The 15,723-nt window shown below is 69.9% G+C and carries 13 protein-coding genes; 8 read left to right on the top strand and 5 right to left on the bottom strand.

The window, feature by feature from the left end:
- Positions 1-494 precede the first annotated feature (494 nt).
- Entirely contained in the window at positions 495-1,286 is a 792-nt protein-coding gene (locus tag VHC04_RS09290; RefSeq protein ID WP_325680354.1) for a DUF2189 domain-containing protein, read from the top strand.
- Positions 1,287-1,414: 128 nt separating this feature from the next.
- Here VHC04_RS09290 and VHC04_RS09285 read toward each other — a convergent pair whose 3' ends face one another.
- Together VHC04_RS09285 and VHC04_RS09280 are read right to left on the bottom strand one after the other, a co-directional pair.
- Positions 1,415-2,188, bottom strand: a complete 774-nt coding sequence (locus VHC04_RS09285) for a class II aldolase/adducin family protein (RefSeq protein WP_325680352.1) — start codon at positions 2,186-2,188, stop codon at positions 1,415-1,417.
- Between the two features lie 242 nt (positions 2,189-2,430).
- Positions 2,431-3,807, bottom strand: coding sequence for a CoA transferase (locus VHC04_RS09280; RefSeq protein WP_325680350.1), 1,377 nt, complete (start codon positions 3,805-3,807; stop codon positions 2,431-2,433).
- Positions 3,808-4,003: 196 nt separating this feature from the next.
- Here VHC04_RS09280 and miaB point away from each other — a divergent pair, with 196 nt between their 5' ends.
- The 6 genes from miaB (at position 4,004) to VHC04_RS09250 (ending at position 10,324) form a co-directional block, all read left to right on the top strand.
- Positions 4,004-5,389, top strand: coding sequence for a tRNA (N6-isopentenyl adenosine(37)-C2)-methylthiotransferase MiaB (miaB, locus tag VHC04_RS09275; RefSeq protein ID WP_325680348.1), 1,386 nt, complete (start codon positions 4,004-4,006; stop codon positions 5,387-5,389).
- On the top strand, positions 5,386-6,570 hold the full coding sequence (locus VHC04_RS09270; protein ID WP_325680346.1) for a PhoH family protein: 1,185 nt from the start codon (positions 5,386-5,388) through the stop codon (positions 6,568-6,570). Before miaB ends, VHC04_RS09270 begins: the two co-directional genes overlap by 4 nt.
- Positions 6,554-6,997: an rRNA maturation RNase YbeY gene (ybeY, locus tag VHC04_RS09265; RefSeq protein WP_325680345.1), complete on the top strand. Its 444-nt coding sequence runs from the start codon at positions 6,554-6,556 to the stop codon at positions 6,995-6,997. Before VHC04_RS09270 ends, ybeY begins: the two co-directional genes overlap by 17 nt.
- Positions 6,998-7,010: 13 nt before the next feature.
- Positions 7,011-7,883 (top strand): hemolysin family protein, encoded by an 873-nt coding sequence (locus VHC04_RS09260; protein ID WP_325680344.1) that lies wholly within the window; start codon positions 7,011-7,013, stop codon positions 7,881-7,883.
- A 219-nt stretch (positions 7,884-8,102) separates the two neighbouring features.
- The gene (locus VHC04_RS09255; RefSeq protein ID WP_325680342.1) at positions 8,103-8,642 is read left to right on the top strand and encodes a SixA phosphatase family protein; all 540 of its coding nucleotides are present in this window, start codon (positions 8,103-8,105) and stop codon (positions 8,640-8,642) included.
- Positions 8,643-8,647: 5 nt separating this feature from the next.
- Positions 8,648-10,324 (top strand): CHAD domain-containing protein, encoded by a 1,677-nt coding sequence (locus VHC04_RS09250; protein ID WP_325680340.1) that lies wholly within the window; start codon positions 8,648-8,650, stop codon positions 10,322-10,324.
- Positions 10,325-10,383: 59 nt separating this feature from the next.
- On the opposite strand, the gene VHC04_RS09245 is transcribed toward VHC04_RS09250, so the two are convergent.
- Genes VHC04_RS09245 through VHC04_RS09235 form a run of 3 tightly spaced genes read right to left on the bottom strand, consistent with a single transcriptional unit; the run spans position 10,384 to position 14,574 of the window.
- Positions 10,384-11,976, bottom strand: a complete 1,593-nt coding sequence (locus tag VHC04_RS09245) for an ABC transporter substrate-binding protein (RefSeq protein ID WP_325680337.1) — start codon at positions 11,974-11,976, stop codon at positions 10,384-10,386.
- A 30-nt stretch (positions 11,977-12,006) separates the two neighbouring features.
- Complete coding sequence (locus tag VHC04_RS09240) at positions 12,007-12,855, bottom strand: enoyl-CoA hydratase/isomerase family protein (protein ID WP_325680335.1); 849 nt, start codon at positions 12,853-12,855, stop codon at positions 12,007-12,009.
- A gap of 12 nt (positions 12,856-12,867) precedes the next feature.
- Entirely contained in the window at positions 12,868-14,574 is a 1,707-nt protein-coding gene (locus VHC04_RS09235) for a SulP family inorganic anion transporter (RefSeq protein ID WP_325680333.1), read from the bottom strand.
- 400 nt (positions 14,575-14,974) lie between these two features.
- Here VHC04_RS09235 and VHC04_RS09230 point away from each other — a divergent pair, with 400 nt between their 5' ends.
- Positions 14,975-15,535 carry a hypothetical protein gene (locus tag VHC04_RS09230; RefSeq protein ID WP_325680331.1) on the top strand — a complete coding sequence of 187 codons (561 nt, stop codon included), beginning with the start codon at positions 14,975-14,977 and terminating at the stop codon, positions 15,533-15,535.
- Positions 15,536-15,723: the final 188 nt, after the last annotated feature.

Genomic DNA, 15,723 nt, shown 5'->3' with positions numbered 1-15,723 from the left:
CTCGTAATCGGCGATCATGGCCAGCGCCTCGTCGCGCGCGGCGGTGGCATCGCCGCCGGCGGCGTCGAGCAGCAGGACGATCAGCGGGGTGACGACGGCGTTGAGGATGACGAGGGAGAAGGCGGCCAGACAGGGGGGCATGGTGATGGGCCTTTGCGTGTGTCCGCTGCCATTAGGATGGAATTCTTCCCGAGTGTCAAGGAATTTTGTCCCACATACCGGCTTTATCCCGCCAAAACAGGCAAATGGTCCTTGACAAAGGGCCTTTGACAGCAGATCGCTCCCGCCACGCGTGATGTTGCGCGAGCGCAAGGCGTCGGCGAACAACTCCATCATGCTCGCGCTTGGCACGGCCTTGGGTCCGGCACGGCGGCACACCGCCGGCCACGGCGCGCATGGGTCGTTCGTCCGGTGTATGAATTGTCCACGAACAAGAACGGGGCAGCCGCATCACCTCGTTACGGCGAGCGCCCCCGAAACGGGAGGAGTTCGAGATGGAGAGCGACGCACAGCCACAGCCCGTCCAATCGGCGCTGCCTTTTGCGGAGCGGGTGCGGGTGGTGACCACGGACCAGCCGTTTCGCTGGCTGGCCGCGGGGTGGCGGGATTTCAGGGCGGCGATGGCCGCCAGCATCGCTTATGGCATGATCGTCGTGGTCGCCGGCTTCGCGCTGAGTTTCCTGCTGGCCGGCGCGGGCCTGCTGTACCTGGTCCTGCCGTTGATCGTCGGCTTTCTGCTGGTCGGCCCGGCGCTGACGGTCGGCTATTACGGAATGAGCCAGGACCTGGAAGCCGGCCGGCGGCCGAGCTTCGGCACGGCGATCATGGCGTGGCGGGCCAATCCGGGGCCTTTGCTGGCGTTCGGGCTGGTACTGGTCTGCTTCCTGGTACTGTGGATGCGGTTCGCCGCCCTGGTGTTTGCCATCTGCTTCCCGAATACGATGCTGAGCGTGCAGGCACTGCTGAATGCCGCGCTGTTCACCGAGGATGGGCTGATTTTCCTGGCGGTGGGAACGGTCGTGGGCGGTGTCATGGCCTCGATCGCCTTCGCCGCGGGGGCGTTCTCGCTGCCTTTGTTACTGGACAGGAAGGTCGGCGTGATGGAGGCGCTGGTAACCAGCGTGACGGCGGTGGTGTTGAATGCGCCGGCGATGGTGGTGTGGGCGGCGCTGGTGGTGCTGTTCGCGATGGCGGGGCTGGCGCTGGGCTATGTCGGGCTGGCGGTGACGCTGCCGCTGCTCGGGCATGCGACGTGGCATGCGTATCGGGCGGTGATCCGGTTCTAGGCCCTCCAGGTCACCTAAACTGATCACCTGGACAAGTCCCGGACTGGTCACCTGGAGCGGATCACATCTGGACCGGATCACATCTGGAGCGGATCACATCGCGGCAGCGTTGCCCCGGCGGCCCTGCCCTACCGCGCGTACTCCGGTTCCTCCCGATCCAGAACCCGCCGCCAGGCATCCAGGTGCAGGCGGGCATCGATCTTCTCGCCCCAGGGGCCGGTCCAATGGCGACGGCCGGCCTCCGGCAATGACCGCAATGGCCGGCCGGTCGACATCGCCGTGACCTGGTACATCGCCGTCCGCTCGGCGATGAAGCATTCGTCAAAAGCGTCATGCACGGTCGGACCGACCACGGTGACGCCGTGCCCGCCCATCAGCAGGATCGACCTGTCACCCAGCGCGGCGGCCAGCCGGTCGCCCTCCTGATGGCTGTCGGCCGGCGCGTCGCCATGCTGGTCCACCGCCAGGCGGTCGTTCAGCAGCAGGTTGTTGTGGTGCGACAGTGCCAGTTCCGGCTCCGCCAGCAACGACAGCGCGGTCAGGTATCGCGGGTGGACATGGATGATGCAGGTCGCCGCCGGCTTCCGCAGGTGGATGCGGCAATGGATGTGGAAGGCGACCTTCCGCAGTTCGCCCTGCCCGCGCAGCACCCTCCCGTCCAGGTCGCAGACGATCAGGCTGCTGGCGGTCAGTTCCTGGAACAGATAGCCGCGCGGGTTGATCAGGAAGGTCGGCGTCTCATCCGGCGTCCGCCGCGGCAGCATCAGGGAATTGTGGTTGCCGATCTGCTCGTTCCAACCCAGCCGCGCGCCGACCCGGAAGACGGCGGCCATGTCGCAGCGCAGCCGCCATTCCTGTTCCTCGGCGTCGGTGGAAGAGAGCGACTGGACGATGGCGGCCATGGACGGAACTCCCGCTGCGGACGGCCGGGATCGTGCGCTGTCACGCCGATGCTGCCAAGCCGGGACATGCGCGGCCGGATGGCATCGGCGCCGCCGGTGATCCGCGCGGCATGGAAACACCGGCAGCCGGACGAACGCCGGTCCAGCTAGGGAGCCCGTCAGGGAAGCCCCGCCTCTGTCCCGCCCAGGCCCCTGTCCCGCCCAGCCCCTATCCCGTCCAGGCCTCTGTCCCACCCAGGCCTCTATCCCACCCAGGCAGGCGGGCCAGCGCCCAAAGGACCGGATGGAACCGCCCAGGCCAGACGCGTGCCCTCGATTTCCACCGGCGGCTTGATCCGACGCGCCGGCCCCCAGCCAGTCGCCTCGACCGCCTCCGACAGATCGTCCGGCGTTTCCGGCGCCAGCGGGGTTTCCTCGGCCGCGTCCAGCCCGGTCAGCAGCGCCGCGATGCGGGCCAATGACAGGCGCGACGCCGATCCCTGCCCCGTCCGCAGCCGGCCGGTGATGCCGCGCAGCGCCGCGGTGGCCATGGCGTAGCCGCAGGCGTGGTCCAGCGCCTGCACCGGCAGCGGGAACGGCTTGTCCTTGCCCAGACGCCGCATGCCGGCGTCGGCGATGCCGCTGCTCATCTGCACCAGGCTGTCGAAGCCGCGCCGCGCCCGCCAGGGTCCGGTCCACCCGTAGGCGTCGAGGCACACATCCACCAGCCCTGGCCGGACCGCCCGGCGGCGATCGGCCCCCAGCCCCATCCGCTCCAGCGCGTCCGGCCGATAGCCGTGCACCATCACGTCCGCCCCGGCCAGCAGGGTCTCCAGAGTGGCGCGCGCCGCCGGGTCGCGCAGGTCGAGCCGCGCGGTGCGCTTGCCCAGCACGACCTCCGGCACCACACCGGGTTCTTCCCAGCCCGGCGGGTCGATCCGCAGCACCTCGGCACCCAGGCCGGCGAGAAACCGGGTGGCGACCGGGCCGGCCAGCACGCGGGTCAGGTCGAGGACGCGCAGTCCGGCCAGCGGCCGGTCGCGCGGGATCGTCCAAGCCGGTTCGGCGGCGGTATCGGTGACATCATGATGCACCAGCGGTTCGGCCGCGACCGCGCGGCCTTGCGGATGCCCGGCCCATTCATCCAGTGTGAGCATCGCCGCCGCGCAGCCGCTCCTGGCGACGACGGCGGCCTCCAGGCCGGACTTGCTCCAGCGCGCGACGGCCTGGGCCACCGCCGCCCGCTCTTCCGGCACGCCCAGCACCGCCAGGGCGGCGGCTCGGTGGTGCGGGGCGTTGGTGTGCAGGCGGATCCAGCCATCCGAGGCGGCGTAGTCCCCGGCGATCGGGTCCCAGGCGGGCGGCAGGCGCCAACCCTCGGGCCGCAGGGTCATGCCGAACCAGACGGAGGCGAGGCGCCGGTCCACTGTCACCGCCGGCCAGGCATCCCGGCGCGCCGCCACCAGCTCCGCCGCCGCCAGCCCCGCCGCGGCCACCGATCCCGCGGCCAGGTCGCTGACCGCGAACACCGACGGCAGGCCGCCGCTGCCGCGCTGCGCCGCATGTGCCAGCGCCTCGGGCGCGCCGCCGGCAGCGGTCCAGATCGCGCGCAGCACAGTCGAAAACCCGGCATCGCTCATCCGCTCACCTCCCCTTCGGCGGCGGAATCATGGCACCGGCACCGGATGATTGACATCACCACCGGCGATCATCCCAGAATACCAGCCATGAACGCGCCGATTCCGCGCTGTCGCGCTTGACCCAGGCGACCGGCCTGCCCATTCCTCCCGCTTCCCGCACCGGAACGGTCCGGCCGGGCAGAGCGGAGCGTGCCTCTTGACCCCCTCTCCTGATCGCAAGCGGCTCCACGTCATCACCTGGGGTTGCCAGATGAACGTGTACGACAGCGGCCGGATGGCGGACGTGCTGGCGCCGCTGGGCTATGCGCCCGCCGAAACGGCGGACGGGGCGGACATGGTGATCCTGAACACCTGCCATATCCGCGACAAGGCGGCCGAGAAGGTGTTCTCAGAGCTCGGCCGCCTGCGCCGGCTGAAGGAGGCGACGGGCAACCGCATGATCCTGGCCGTCGCCGGCTGCGTGGCGCAGGCCGAGGGGGCGGAGATCCTGGCCCGCGCGCCCTATGTCGATATCGTGCTGGGTCCGCAGACTTATCACCGCCTGCCCGAGATGGTCGCCAGGGCAAGCCGCGCGGGGGCAAGCCGCGCGGGGGCAAGCCGCGCGGGCGGCGTGGTGATCGAGACGGACTTCCCGGTCGAGGACAAGTTCGACCACCTGCCCGACAGCGCGCGGCCGCAGGGCGTGACGGCGTTTCTGACCATCCAGGAAGGCTGCGACAAATTCTGCAGCTTCTGCGTCGTGCCCTATACGCGGGGTGCCGAGCAGTCGCGCCCGGCTGCCGCCATTCTGCGCGAGGCCCGCCACCTGGTGGCCCAGGGCGCGCGGGAGATCACGCTGCTGGGCCAGAACGTCAATGCCTGGCACGGCGAGGCGCCGGATGGCTCGAGCTGGGGGCTGGGCCGGCTGCTGCGCGAACTGGCCGACATTCCGGACCTGCCGCGGCTGCGCTACGCGACCTCCCACCCGCGCGACATGGATGACGACCTGATCGCCGCGCACCGTGACGTTCCGGCCCTGATGCCGTTCCTGCACCTGCCGGTGCAGTCCGGGTCGGACCGCATCCTGGAGGCGATGAACCGCAAGCACAGTGCCGCCGACTATCGCCGCATCGTCGACCGGCTGCGCGACGCGCGGCCGGACCTGGCGCTGTCATCGGACTTCATCGTCGGCCACCCCGGTGAGACCGAAGCCGATTTCGAGGCAACCATGACGCTGGTGCGGCAGGTGGATTTCGCCCTTGCGTACAGCTTCAAGTATTCGCCGCGCCCGGGCACGCCGGCGGCCGGCGCGCCGCTGCAGGTGCGGGAAGCCGACAAGGACCGGCGGCTGCAGGCGCTGCAGGCGCTGTTGCGGGAGCAGCAGGCGCGCTTCGCCCAGGCCTGCGTCGGCCTGACCTTGCCGGTCCTGTTCACCGGTCCTGGCCGGCACTCTGGTCAGATCGTCGGTCGGTCACCATTTCTTCATCCTGTCCACCTGTCCGGTCATGCTGACCTGATCGGTAACGAATCAATGGTCCGAATCGTCACGGCTCATCCAAACTCACTCGCGGGAACCCTGGTCCAGGAGAGACTGATCGCTTGACGCACCTCGCTCCCCCCTTGGCAACGGGCTCCACCGCCGTTTCAGGCGGCAGGGCCATCACCTTGCAGTTCAACGACAACACCCTGCTGCCGCTGCTTCTGGGGGATCACGACCGGCACCTGGTGCGGATCGAGCAGGCGCTGGGGGTCCGGTTGTCGTGCCGGGGCAACCGCATCGCGATCGCCGGTCCGGCCGATCGGGTGAACCTGGCGCAGGACCTGCTGCAAGGGCTGTGGCGCAAGCTGGAGCGCGGTGAAAGCGTCGGCAAGCCGGAGATCGAGGCGGCGATCCGCATGGCCGATGCGGAGAACGATCCGCGGCTGCCGCTGTCGGACATCCCGGCCATCCGCACCCGCCGCGGCGCCGTCGGTCCGCGCAGCAACGGACAGATCGCCTATATGGACGCGTTGGCGTCGCATGAGATGGTGTTCGGTGTCGGTCCGGCCGGCACCGGCAAGACCTATCTGGCCGTCGCCCAGGCGGTGGCCATGCTGCAGGCCGGCAAGGTCGACCGCATCGTGCTGTCCCGCCCGGCCGTGGAGGCGGGCGAGCGCCTGGGCTTCCTGCCCGGCGACCTGAAGGAGAAGATCGACCCCTATCTGCGCCCCTTGTATGACGCGCTGCATGACATGATGCCGGCCGACCAGGTGATCCGCCGCATGACCAATGGCGAGATCGAGGTGGCGCCGCTGGCCTTCATGCGCGGCCGCACCCTGGCGCACTGCTATGCCATCCTGGATGAGGCGCAGAACACCACGCCGATGCAGATGAAGATGTTCCTCACACGCATGGGTGAAGGCACGCGGATGGTGGTCACCGGCGATCTCAGCCAGGTGGATCTACCGCCCGGCATCCGCTCCGGCCTGCGCGACGCGCTGGATACGCTGGAGGGCATCCAGGGCATCGGCGTCATCCGCTTCGATCAGCGCGATGTCGTGCGACATCCCCTGGTCGCGCGGATCGTTGGCGCGTATGATGCGCGGGAGGCCGCCCAGCGCGAGGCTGCCCAATGGGACGCCACCCGGCGGGACATGCCCCGAGGGGAGCCGGCGCGCAAGGCGTCTCGCACCGAGCGGGAGCGTCCGGCGGTGGATGAGCGCCCGGTGGTGGATGAACGCCCGGTGGTGGATGAACGCCCGGCGGCGGATGAACGAATGACCGGTGATGGAACCTCCCAGTAGTCGGCCCGATCCTGACGACTTCGACCTGATCATCGCCGAACCGGCCTGGCGCCGGCTGGTCCCACGGGTCGAGACGATCGTCAGGCGGGCCGCCCATGCCGCGGGAATGCAGGGAACCGTCGTGCTGGCCGGCGACCGGATGGTGCGCCGGCTGAACGCGCTGCATCGCGGCAAGAACAAGCCCACCAATGTCCTCACCTATGAGGAGCCGGCGCCGGAGGCGATCCTGGCGCTGGGCGTGGTGCGGTCCGAGGCAGCCGCGCAGCGGCGGCGCGTCGCCCACCACCTGGCCCATCTTGTCGTGCACGCCGCCCTGCACCTGCGGGGCGAGGACCATGCGCACCCCGGCGACGCCCGCCGGATGGAGATGATGGAATCCCGTATCCTGCGCGGCATCGGCGTGCCCAATCCCTGGAAGCGCGCATGAGCGCGCGACGCCCATGAGCGGCAGCCGCGGCGGCCTGCTGGCGCGTTTCCGCCAGTTGCTGGGCCACAAGCTGCCGGAACCCTCGGTCCGTGATTCGATCGCGGAACTGGTGCAGGAAGCCGCCGATGCGCGTCCCGAACCCGGCGAGCCGCCGGAGCTGGACCGCCATGAGCGGCTGCTGATCGCCAACGTCCTGCGGCTGCGTGAAACCACCGCCGACGACGTGATGGTGCCGCGCGCCGACATCGTCGCCATCCGCTCCGACGTGACGCTGCAGCAGGCGATCGAGCTGATCCGCGTCGATGGTCATTCCCGGCTGCCGGTTTACCGCGACCAGCTCGATGACGTGATCGGCATGGTCCATGTGAAGGACGTGTTCGCCTATGTCGGCCGGCCGGACGCGTTCTCGATCGAGGCGATCATGCGCAAGCCGCTTCTGGTAGCGCCGCAGATCCCGGTGCTGGACCTGTTGCTGCAGATGCGCCAGCAGCGCATGCACATGGCCCTGGTGATCGACGAATACGGCGGCATCGACGGGCTGGTGACAATCGAGGACCTGGTGGAGACGATCACCGGCGACATCTCGGACGAGCACGACGATCCGGAATCGCCGATGATGACAGAGCGCCAGGATGGGACGCTGGACGTCAACGCCCGGACCTCGATCGAGGATTTCGAACGGGTGGTCGGGCCGATCCTGACCGAGGATGAGCGCGACGCCGATATCGACACGGTGGGCGGGCTGGTGTTCACCCTGGCCGGCCGGGTGCCATCGCGGGGCGAGGTGATCAGCCACCCCTCCGGCATGGAGTTCCGCATCCTCGACGCCGACCCCCGCCGCATCCGCCGCCTGCGCGCCCGGCGGGTGGAGGCCCAGGCGGCGTAAGCCCAGCACGGTGGCAGGAGCCCCGCCGCCGAGCGGGAGGCGCGGCGGACGCATCTCCGCCCCCTCGACAGGGCGTGATCCGCGAGGGCGTGATCCGCGAGGGCGGCGATCTCCTCAGCGTTGACGGCCAGGTGGGACGATGCACAGGCCAGCGAGTCCCGAGATTTCACACGGCTGGGGGAGGACAAGCGCCGCCTGCCATGGCAGGATGGTCGCCTGATGCGACAGCTTCTGCTCCTGCGGCACGCCAAATCGTCCTGGGACGACAAAAGTTGTCCCGACCGCGACCGCCCGCTGAACAACCGCGGCCGACGCAACGTCGCGCGCATGGCGCGGGAAATGCACGCTCTCGGGCTCGAGCCGGACGTGATCCTGGTCTCCCCGGCCCGGCGCACCATGGAGACGATGGAGGCGTTGGAGCCCTGGGCCGATTCCCCGCTGATCGAACCGACCGAGAGCCTTTACCTCGCCGACGTGCCGGACCTGTTGGGCGCGCTGCACGGTGTCGCGGAAACCGTGCGCAGCGTGCTGCTGATCGGCCATAATCCGGGCCTGCACGACCTGGCGATCAGCCTGGCCGGCCTGACCGACCGGCCGCTGCCGGCCTCGGTGTCAAAGGCGGGACGCGCCCTGGTCGAAGCCTTTCCCACCTGCAGCCTGGCCGAGTTCACCATCGCCGGCTCCTGGTGGGAACTGCGGGAGGGCGGCGGCAAGCTGGTGCGCTACCTGACGCCGAGGTTGCTGGAGCAGGTGGACTAGGCCCGATGCGACTTGAACTTCAGGCCGAGCCTGAAGACATTGCCCGGCTGGGCAGCTTCAAGCCGTTGGCGGCGGTGCGGGAGGGACGTGCCCGGACGCAGCCGGTCAAGCGCGTCTGGCATGACAGCGCCACGCGGAGCCTGCTGGAAACCGGCCTCACCCTGACCGAGAGCCGCGGCACCTGGTCGCTGGAGCGCGTGCTGCCCGGCGGCGAGACCTGGCTGCCCGGGCAACCGCCGCCGGTGGAGGCGAGCGGCGACAGCCCCCGCGCGCTGCGGGACGCCTTGCCGGAATCCGACGACGCGCCGGGCGCGTCCCCCTGGATTCCGCTGGCGGCGTTCGAGGGCCGCCGCAGCATCAGCCTGCACCGCGTCGACGGCATGCTGCTGACGATGTCGGTCGAACGGGGCGTGCTGCGTTCGGTCGCGGCGGAGCGGCAAGCCGCGCGCCTGCTGCTGGAGGGGGAGGACACCGCCGTCCATGCGACCGCGCTGCAGATTGCCGGCGCCTTCGCGGTGCGGATACCGACCGCGAGCCTCGCCGCCGAGGGGATCGCCCTGGCGACCGGCCGGAAACCGCCGCCCCGCCACCTGGGCGCGCCGCGGCTGCCCGATCCGGACATGCCGATCACCGACGGGCTGGCGCATATCCTGGGCCACCTGACCGATGTCATCCTGTTCCACGCCCCCGCCGCCTGCCAGCCGGACGGACCCGAGGATGCCGAGACGCGGCGGATCGAGGCGGTGCACCAGATGCGGGTCGCCACCCGCCGCGCCCTGTCCGCGGTATCGATCTTTCGCCACGTGCTGCCGCCAGGGGCGCTGGACCCGGTTCACGCGGCGCTGCGGGTGCTGGGCAAGGCGCTGTCGCATTCCCGCGACTGGGACGTGTTCGTGACCCAGACGGCGCCGATGGTCCGCGCGCAGCTGCCCGACGACGCGCGTCTGGGCAAGCTGATCGCGGCGGCGGAGCGGCAGCGGCGGGACTACCGCTCGGCGCTGGCCGACTACCTGCTGGGCGCCGATTTCCGCCGCCTTGGCATCGAGCTCGCCTGGTTCGCCGCCGCCCGGTCCTGGCAGGCCGCGGCGGTCGCCGGCGCGGGGGCCGCTGGATCGGCGCCGCCGGCGGATGACACCGGACCGGGCGGCATGGGGTCGGGTGCCGGACCGCATGATGCCAGACCGCATGATGCGGGGCCGCGTGACGCGGGGCCGCATGACGCGGGAGCGGGCGACACGCGGTCGGACGGGGCGGCGGCGGACACCGTAGAAGCGGACGACCAGCCGCCGATGTCGGTCGGTCATTTCGGTCCCGGCGTCGTGCGGCATCGCTGGAAGAAGATGGTCCGCGCCGGCAAGGGGATCGAGGACCTCGACATCCCGGCCCTGCACGCGCTGCGGCTGCGCGCCAAGCGGGCCCGCTACGCGGCGGAAATGTTCTCCTCGCTGGACGAGGGCAAGGCCACGCAGCGGACGATCCGCCGCATCGCCGAGCTGCAGGACGCACTGGGCGTGCTGAATGACGGCGCCGTGGCGGCGCACCTGATGGAGGAGCTGGGCGGCCCCGGCGGCCGGCATGGCTACGCCGTCGGGCTGGTGATCGGCTTCACCGCCGCCCGCTCGGCACGCATCCGGCCTGATATCGAGCGGGCGTTCCACAAGATGCGCAAGCGGGACGGATAGGAGCATGACAGGGCCGGGCCGGCCCTGTCATGCTTTATCCCGGCCGGACCCGCGCCCGGCTATGATTTCGTGACGTTCCAGAACACGGGCGCCGGGCCTTTCAGCAGGCCGGCCACGTTGTCCCGCCAGGCCGACGGCAGGACGAACCGGCCCAGTGGCAGATGCGTGACGATCTCGAAGCAGCGTTGTTGCCATTCCCGCTCGATCCGGGTCAGGGTGGCCGGATCGTCGCTGTCGATCCAATCCACATAGAGCTGCTCGATCCGCGGATCGGAGGGCCAGCCATAAAATCCCTTCCGTCCGTCGCCCCGGATAAAGGCGGCCACCAGGGGATCGCGATACTCCGCGGCCGGCGACGCGGTGACAAAGAGCGACCACCCGCCTTTCTCCAACGGTTCCATGGTGGTCCGGCGCCGCATCACCGTCCCCCAGTCCATGACCTGGTCGTCGATGACGAACCCGGCCGCGCGCAGCTGGTCCGCGACGACCAGGCTTCCCGGATTGTAGACATTGTGATCGCCGGCATGCAGCATCACCAGCTTCTCGCCCCGATATCCTGCGCGATCCAGCATCGCCTTGACCGCGTCCCGGCCCGGCCGGTGTCGCGTGGCGTCCATGCCGGCCTCATCGACCTCGGGCTTGCCGGTGAACAGGAACCCCACCGGCGCGACCCAGTTCGGCGCGACCCAATTCGAGGAATCACCGAAGATCGCCGTCATGACCTCGCGCTGATCGATCGCCGCCAGCATGGCGCGGCGGATGTCCACATTCGCGGTCGGCGCGACCAGGTGATTGATCCGGACTTCCGGCAATTGCCCGAACTCGTCCAGCACGCCGGTCCTCACATGCGGGGTCCGGGTCAGCATGGGCGTCAGGTCCGCCTGCGGGATCTCCACCCAGTCGACCTCACCGGTGACCAGGGCGTTGGCCGCCGTCGAGGCATCGGGGATCATCTGCCATTCCACCCGATCCAGCAGGACACGGCGTCCTCCGGCGGCGAAGCTGGGCGGCTCGTCCCTCGGCACATATGCCTCGAACCGGGCGAACACCGCCCGGCTGCCGGGTACATATTCGTCGGCCAGGAAGCGAAACGGTCCGCAGCCGATGGCCTCGGGGATGGATTTATAGGGGTCGGTGCCGGCGATCCGTTCCGGCATCATCACAGCCGGGCTGTTGAAGCGGCCAAGCAACGAACGCAGATGCGGAAAGCGGCGGTTGAGGCGAAACACGATGGTGCGGTCATCCGCCGCCTCCACCGCGTCGAGGCGCGTCGCCAGCACTTGCCCGCCCTGATCGCGTACCATCCAGCGTTTCAGCGACGCAACGCAGTCCCGGGCGAGCACGGGCGTGCCATCATGCCAGGTGAGCGGCCGACGCAGGCGCATCGTCCAGCGCCGCCCGTCCTGCTCCACCTGATCGGCCTCGACCATCTGCGGATGCGCGGCCATCGACGCGTCGCGCGTATAGAGTGATTCGTAGACCATCAGCCCGAGATTGCGGGTGACCATGCTGGCGTTCGATACGGGATCGATACTGGTGAGCGTGGCCTGCGGAACGAAGATCAGGGACCGGGTCCCGGCACCGATGCCGGGCGCGGCCAGGACCTGGGAGAGACCGAGCGAGGAGGTGGCCAGAAACGAACGACGGCGCATGACGGAGTCGGTCCTGGTTTCGGTAGCGGATCAGGCGGCGGGCTTCGCGTTCGCCGTTGCCGCCGCCAGATGCCGCATCGCTACGGAAACGTCACGGCCGAGCGCGAGGCCTTGCTCGAACGACAATTCGGTCATGCGGTAGAACATGTTCTTGGTCGCCGCCATCTGTACCGGATCAAGCTCCGCCCAGGCATTGGCGATCGTCAGGGCGGCTTCCAATACGGCGTCGGCGGCCACCACGCGGTTGACCAGGCCGATGCGCAGCGCTTCCTCGGCGCCGAGGGTGGCGCCGAGGCTGATCAGCTCGAAGGCGGTCTTGGGGCCGACCTGCTTGATCAGGCTGGTCATCACACCGGTGGGCGTCAGGTGGTGCATCAATTCCGGATAGCCGAGCTTCACGTTGTCGGCCGCAACCACCATGTCACAGCATGCGGCGAATGCCGCGCCGCCACCGATGGCGGCGCCGTGCACGGCCGCCACGACGGGCTTCGACATGGTGCGCAGCATGACCTGGATGGAACCCATCAGTTCCGAGCGCAACATGTTGCGCTTGACCGATTCCGGCGTCCGCTCGCCGCGGAACTCGGCCAGGTCGGCGCCCGCGGAGAACCCCCGCCCCTCGCCGGTCAGCACCAGGGCCCGGACCGCGTCGTCCCGCTCCGCCTCCTGCAGCGCGGCCTGGAGCGCCACCAGCATATCGGTATTGAGCGCGTTCAGCTTCTCGGGGCGGTGCATGCGCAGGATGCGCACCGCGCCCCGGGTTTCGACGCGCACCATCCCGGTCGAAGTCGTCGCCAGATCCGTCATCGCTTCATCTCCCGGTTTCGCGCTGCGCGCCTGTCGTGCCCACCGATAGCCCAAAGCGCCGGCGGCCACCATCCGCGGGCGGCTTCAGTGGCCGTGCCCCGTCGCCTCCGCCGAGGCCACCGCATCGGCGAGGCTGAGCCGGTCGGTCACGCCTTCGATCCTCGGCTCCAGCCCCTGGGCCCGCAGCAGGGCCCGGACCGGCGACAGCGCGTCCGCGACCAGCAGCCGGACGCCACGGGCCTGGAGGCGCTGCTGCAGCTCGGTCAGCATGCGCGCGCCCGCCAGGTCCATGCGCGGCGAGGCCGACAGGTCGCAGACCACCGCCTTCACCGTCCCCGCCTGCTGCCGGTCCAGCCGGCCCAGAACGCTCGCCAGCACGTGGTCGGCGTTCAGGTACAGCAGCGACGCCTCCGGCCGGACGGCCAGAATGTCCGGCAGGCGTTCATTCTCGGGATGGTCGCGGAGATCGGAAAATTGTTGCGTGCCCCGAATCCGTCCGAGAAAGGCGACATGCGGCGTCGAATAGCGGAACAGCACCTGCGCCATGGAGACGACCACCGCCAGCAGGATGCCGGGCAGGATGCCCAGCAGCAGCACGCCGCCGAACGCGGCCGCCGCGTGCAGCAGGTCCACCCGGCTGACCGCCTCCATGTGCCGGATGGCGCGCAGGTCGAACAGGCCCAGCACGGTCACCAGCACCACCGCGGCGAGCACGGAGCGCGGCAGGCTGGCCAGCAGGCCGGTCAGGAACAGCAGCGCGAGGCTCAGGGTCACCGAGGCGAACACCAGCGACAGGCGTGACCGGGCGCCAGCCTGCTCGTTTACCGCGGTTTGCGACAGGCCGCCGGCGACGGGATAGCCGCCGACCAGCCCGGTGGCCAGGTTGGCCGCGCCCAGGCCCAGCAGTTCCCGCCGCGGATCCACGTACTCATCGTGCTTCAGGGCAAAGGCCCTGGCCGCCGCGACACCCTCGATATAGGCCAGCAGCAGGCAGCCGGTCGCCAGCGGCAGCACCTGCCGATAGGCCTGCCAGTCGGTCGCGGGCCATGTGGGCCCAGGCAGGCCGCCGGGGATCGGGCCGGTGACGGCGATGCCGTAGCGCGACAGGCCAAACAGGGCCGACGCCGCCGTCGCCGCGGCCACCACCGCCAGCGCCACCGGCCGGCCTGGCCAGCAGCGATGGCCAAGCGCCAACAGCAGGAACGCCAGCGCGCCGAAGACGCAGGTCGCCGGGTTTGCCTGGCCCGCGCGCGACAGCACCCGCACCAGCAGCTCGGGCGCGCTGTGACCGCCGGCCGCCAGCATGCCGCCGACGGCCTGCGCCGGCAGGTCCGGAATCCCCAGCAAGGCCGGGATCTGCGTGATCGCGATGGTCAGCCCGGCACCCGCCTTGAAGCCGATCAGCGCGCTGTCGCTGATCAGCTTGACCAGCACGCTCAGGCGCAGCAGCCAGCCGATCAGGCACAGCACCGCCACGACGATCGCGGTGGTGACGGCGATCCGCAGGTAGCGGTCCGGGTCACCATTGGCCATGCCCGCCGCGGTAACGCCGATCATCAGGGAGATCGCCGAGGTGGGACCGACCGCGATGTAGCGGGAGGAGCCGACGAGCGCATAGCCGAGGCCGCCCGCCATATAGCCGTACAGCCCGACCTGCGGCGGCAGCCCGGCCAGCGTGGCATAGGCGAGAGAATCCGGGACCGCGTAGGCCGCGAGGGTCATCCCGGCCACCAGGTCATGCCGGAGCAGGGTCGGGATCGACCGCATCGACCATGCCTGCCGTGACGCCATCATCCCGTTCCCCGCCCGACCAGGGCCGCCGCCCTGGATCGGCCGCCGCGCCCGGTTTCCTTGCCGGCCACCCGCACATGTCCTTCACACGCGTGATCCGCGCGCTTCACCGGCATGGGTGGACCCCACATAGGCGGCGGGGACGCGTTGCATCAAGCAGCAACGGCGTGTGCCGCCACCGCGCGGTTTCTCGCAGAAGTTGCTTTCGATCGGGCATTGACGACGTCCGATGTCAGGCCCACAAGCGTTTCGCCGAGACATGAGAATGGCCGCCATGGCCGGGGTTTCCCGAATCCGGCACCCCTACGTCCAGCGACCGCGTGTCCGGCAACCGCGCGCCCCGCGGCCGCGTATTCACCGCCCGCGGCCTGCCCGCCGCGCCCGTTTGCTGGGAGTTTGCATGAACCGCCGATCCTTTCTGATTGCCTCCGGGCTGCTGCCCGTGCTCGCCGCCTGCGCATCGGTCGACACGCAGCAGACAACGACAATTCATGCCGTCGTCGAAAGCGTCGATCCGGTCGCACGGCAGATCCTGCTGCGCGGTGACGGCGGGTCCCAGGCGGGCGCGCTGGTGACGATGGACGTGAGCCCGGTGGTGACGCGGCTGAGCGCGATCCGAGCCGGTGACCACGTGACCGCGGTCTATTACCAGGCGATCGCGGCGCAGATGGTCAATGTGCTGTCGCCGACCAGCCCGCCCTTTGCCGGCATGGCGGTCAGCACCGATACGACATCCAAGCGTCCGAACGGCCTGATCACCCGGGTCCGGCAGGGCCGGGTGACGATCACCGCGATCGACCCCGCGCTGGGCATGGTCAGCTTCGTCGGGCCCGACGGGATGACCCGTACCGTCGCGCCGAAGAACCCCGAGGTGCAGGCATTCATGCGCCGGCTGCGGGTCGGCGACCAGGTCGACATCGTCTATGAGGAAGCGCTGGCGATTTCGATCGAGCCGGGTTAGCCCGCCACCGGCCGTTTCACCCTGCCATTCCCCTGATCATTCCCTTGGCCATTCCGGGGTGAGAACACGGTCGCCGCCCGCGCCGGTGCCGCAATCGACGCGACCCGGGCCGGGCTTACCCTTGCCATTCCCGTATATTGCCACCCGGCCCGCTGCCACGGCACGATGGGGTGGTCACGGGAGAGAAA

Source organism: Rhodopila sp., from assembly GCF_035548095.1.
In the GTDB taxonomy this organism is placed as follows: Bacteria; Pseudomonadota; Alphaproteobacteria; order Acetobacterales; family Acetobacteraceae; genus Rhodopila.
This window is presented reverse-complemented; position numbering and strand designations above follow the sequence as displayed.

Excerpts from the sequence above, each read along its gene's own strand:
- VHC04_RS09245 (WP_325680337.1), bottom strand. The coding sequence starts at position 11,976 with ATGCGCCGTCGTTCGTTTCTGGCCACCTCCTCGCTCGGTCTCTCCCAG.
- VHC04_RS09290 (WP_325680354.1), top strand. The coding sequence starts at position 495 with ATGGAGAGCGACGCACAGCCACAGCCCGTCCAATCGGCGCTGCCTTTT.
- VHC04_RS09260 (WP_325680344.1), top strand. The coding sequence starts at position 7,011 with ATGAGCGGCAGCCGCGGCGGCCTGCTGGCGCGTTTCCGCCAGTTGCTG.
- VHC04_RS09235 (WP_325680333.1), bottom strand. The coding sequence starts at position 14,574 with ATGGCGTCACGGCAGGCATGGTCGATGCGGTCGATCCCGACCCTGCTC.
- ybeY (WP_325680345.1), top strand. The coding sequence starts at position 6,554 with ATGGAACCTCCCAGTAGTCGGCCCGATCCTGACGACTTCGACCTGATC.
- VHC04_RS09285 (WP_325680352.1), bottom strand. The coding sequence starts at position 2,188 with ATGGCCGCCATCGTCCAGTCGCTCTCTTCCACCGACGCCGAGGAACAG.
- VHC04_RS09280 (WP_325680350.1), bottom strand. The coding sequence starts at position 3,807 with ATGAGCGATGCCGGGTTTTCGACTGTGCTGCGCGCGATCTGGACCGCT.
- VHC04_RS09240 (WP_325680335.1), bottom strand. The coding sequence starts at position 12,855 with ATGGTGGCCGCCGGCGCTTTGGGCTATCGGTGGGCACGACAGGCGCGC.
- VHC04_RS09250 (WP_325680340.1), top strand. The coding sequence starts at position 8,648 with ATGCGACTTGAACTTCAGGCCGAGCCTGAAGACATTGCCCGGCTGGGC.
- VHC04_RS09230 (WP_325680331.1), top strand. The coding sequence starts at position 14,975 with ATGAACCGCCGATCCTTTCTGATTGCCTCCGGGCTGCTGCCCGTGCTC.
- VHC04_RS09255 (WP_325680342.1), top strand. The coding sequence starts at position 8,103 with ATGCGACAGCTTCTGCTCCTGCGGCACGCCAAATCGTCCTGGGACGAC.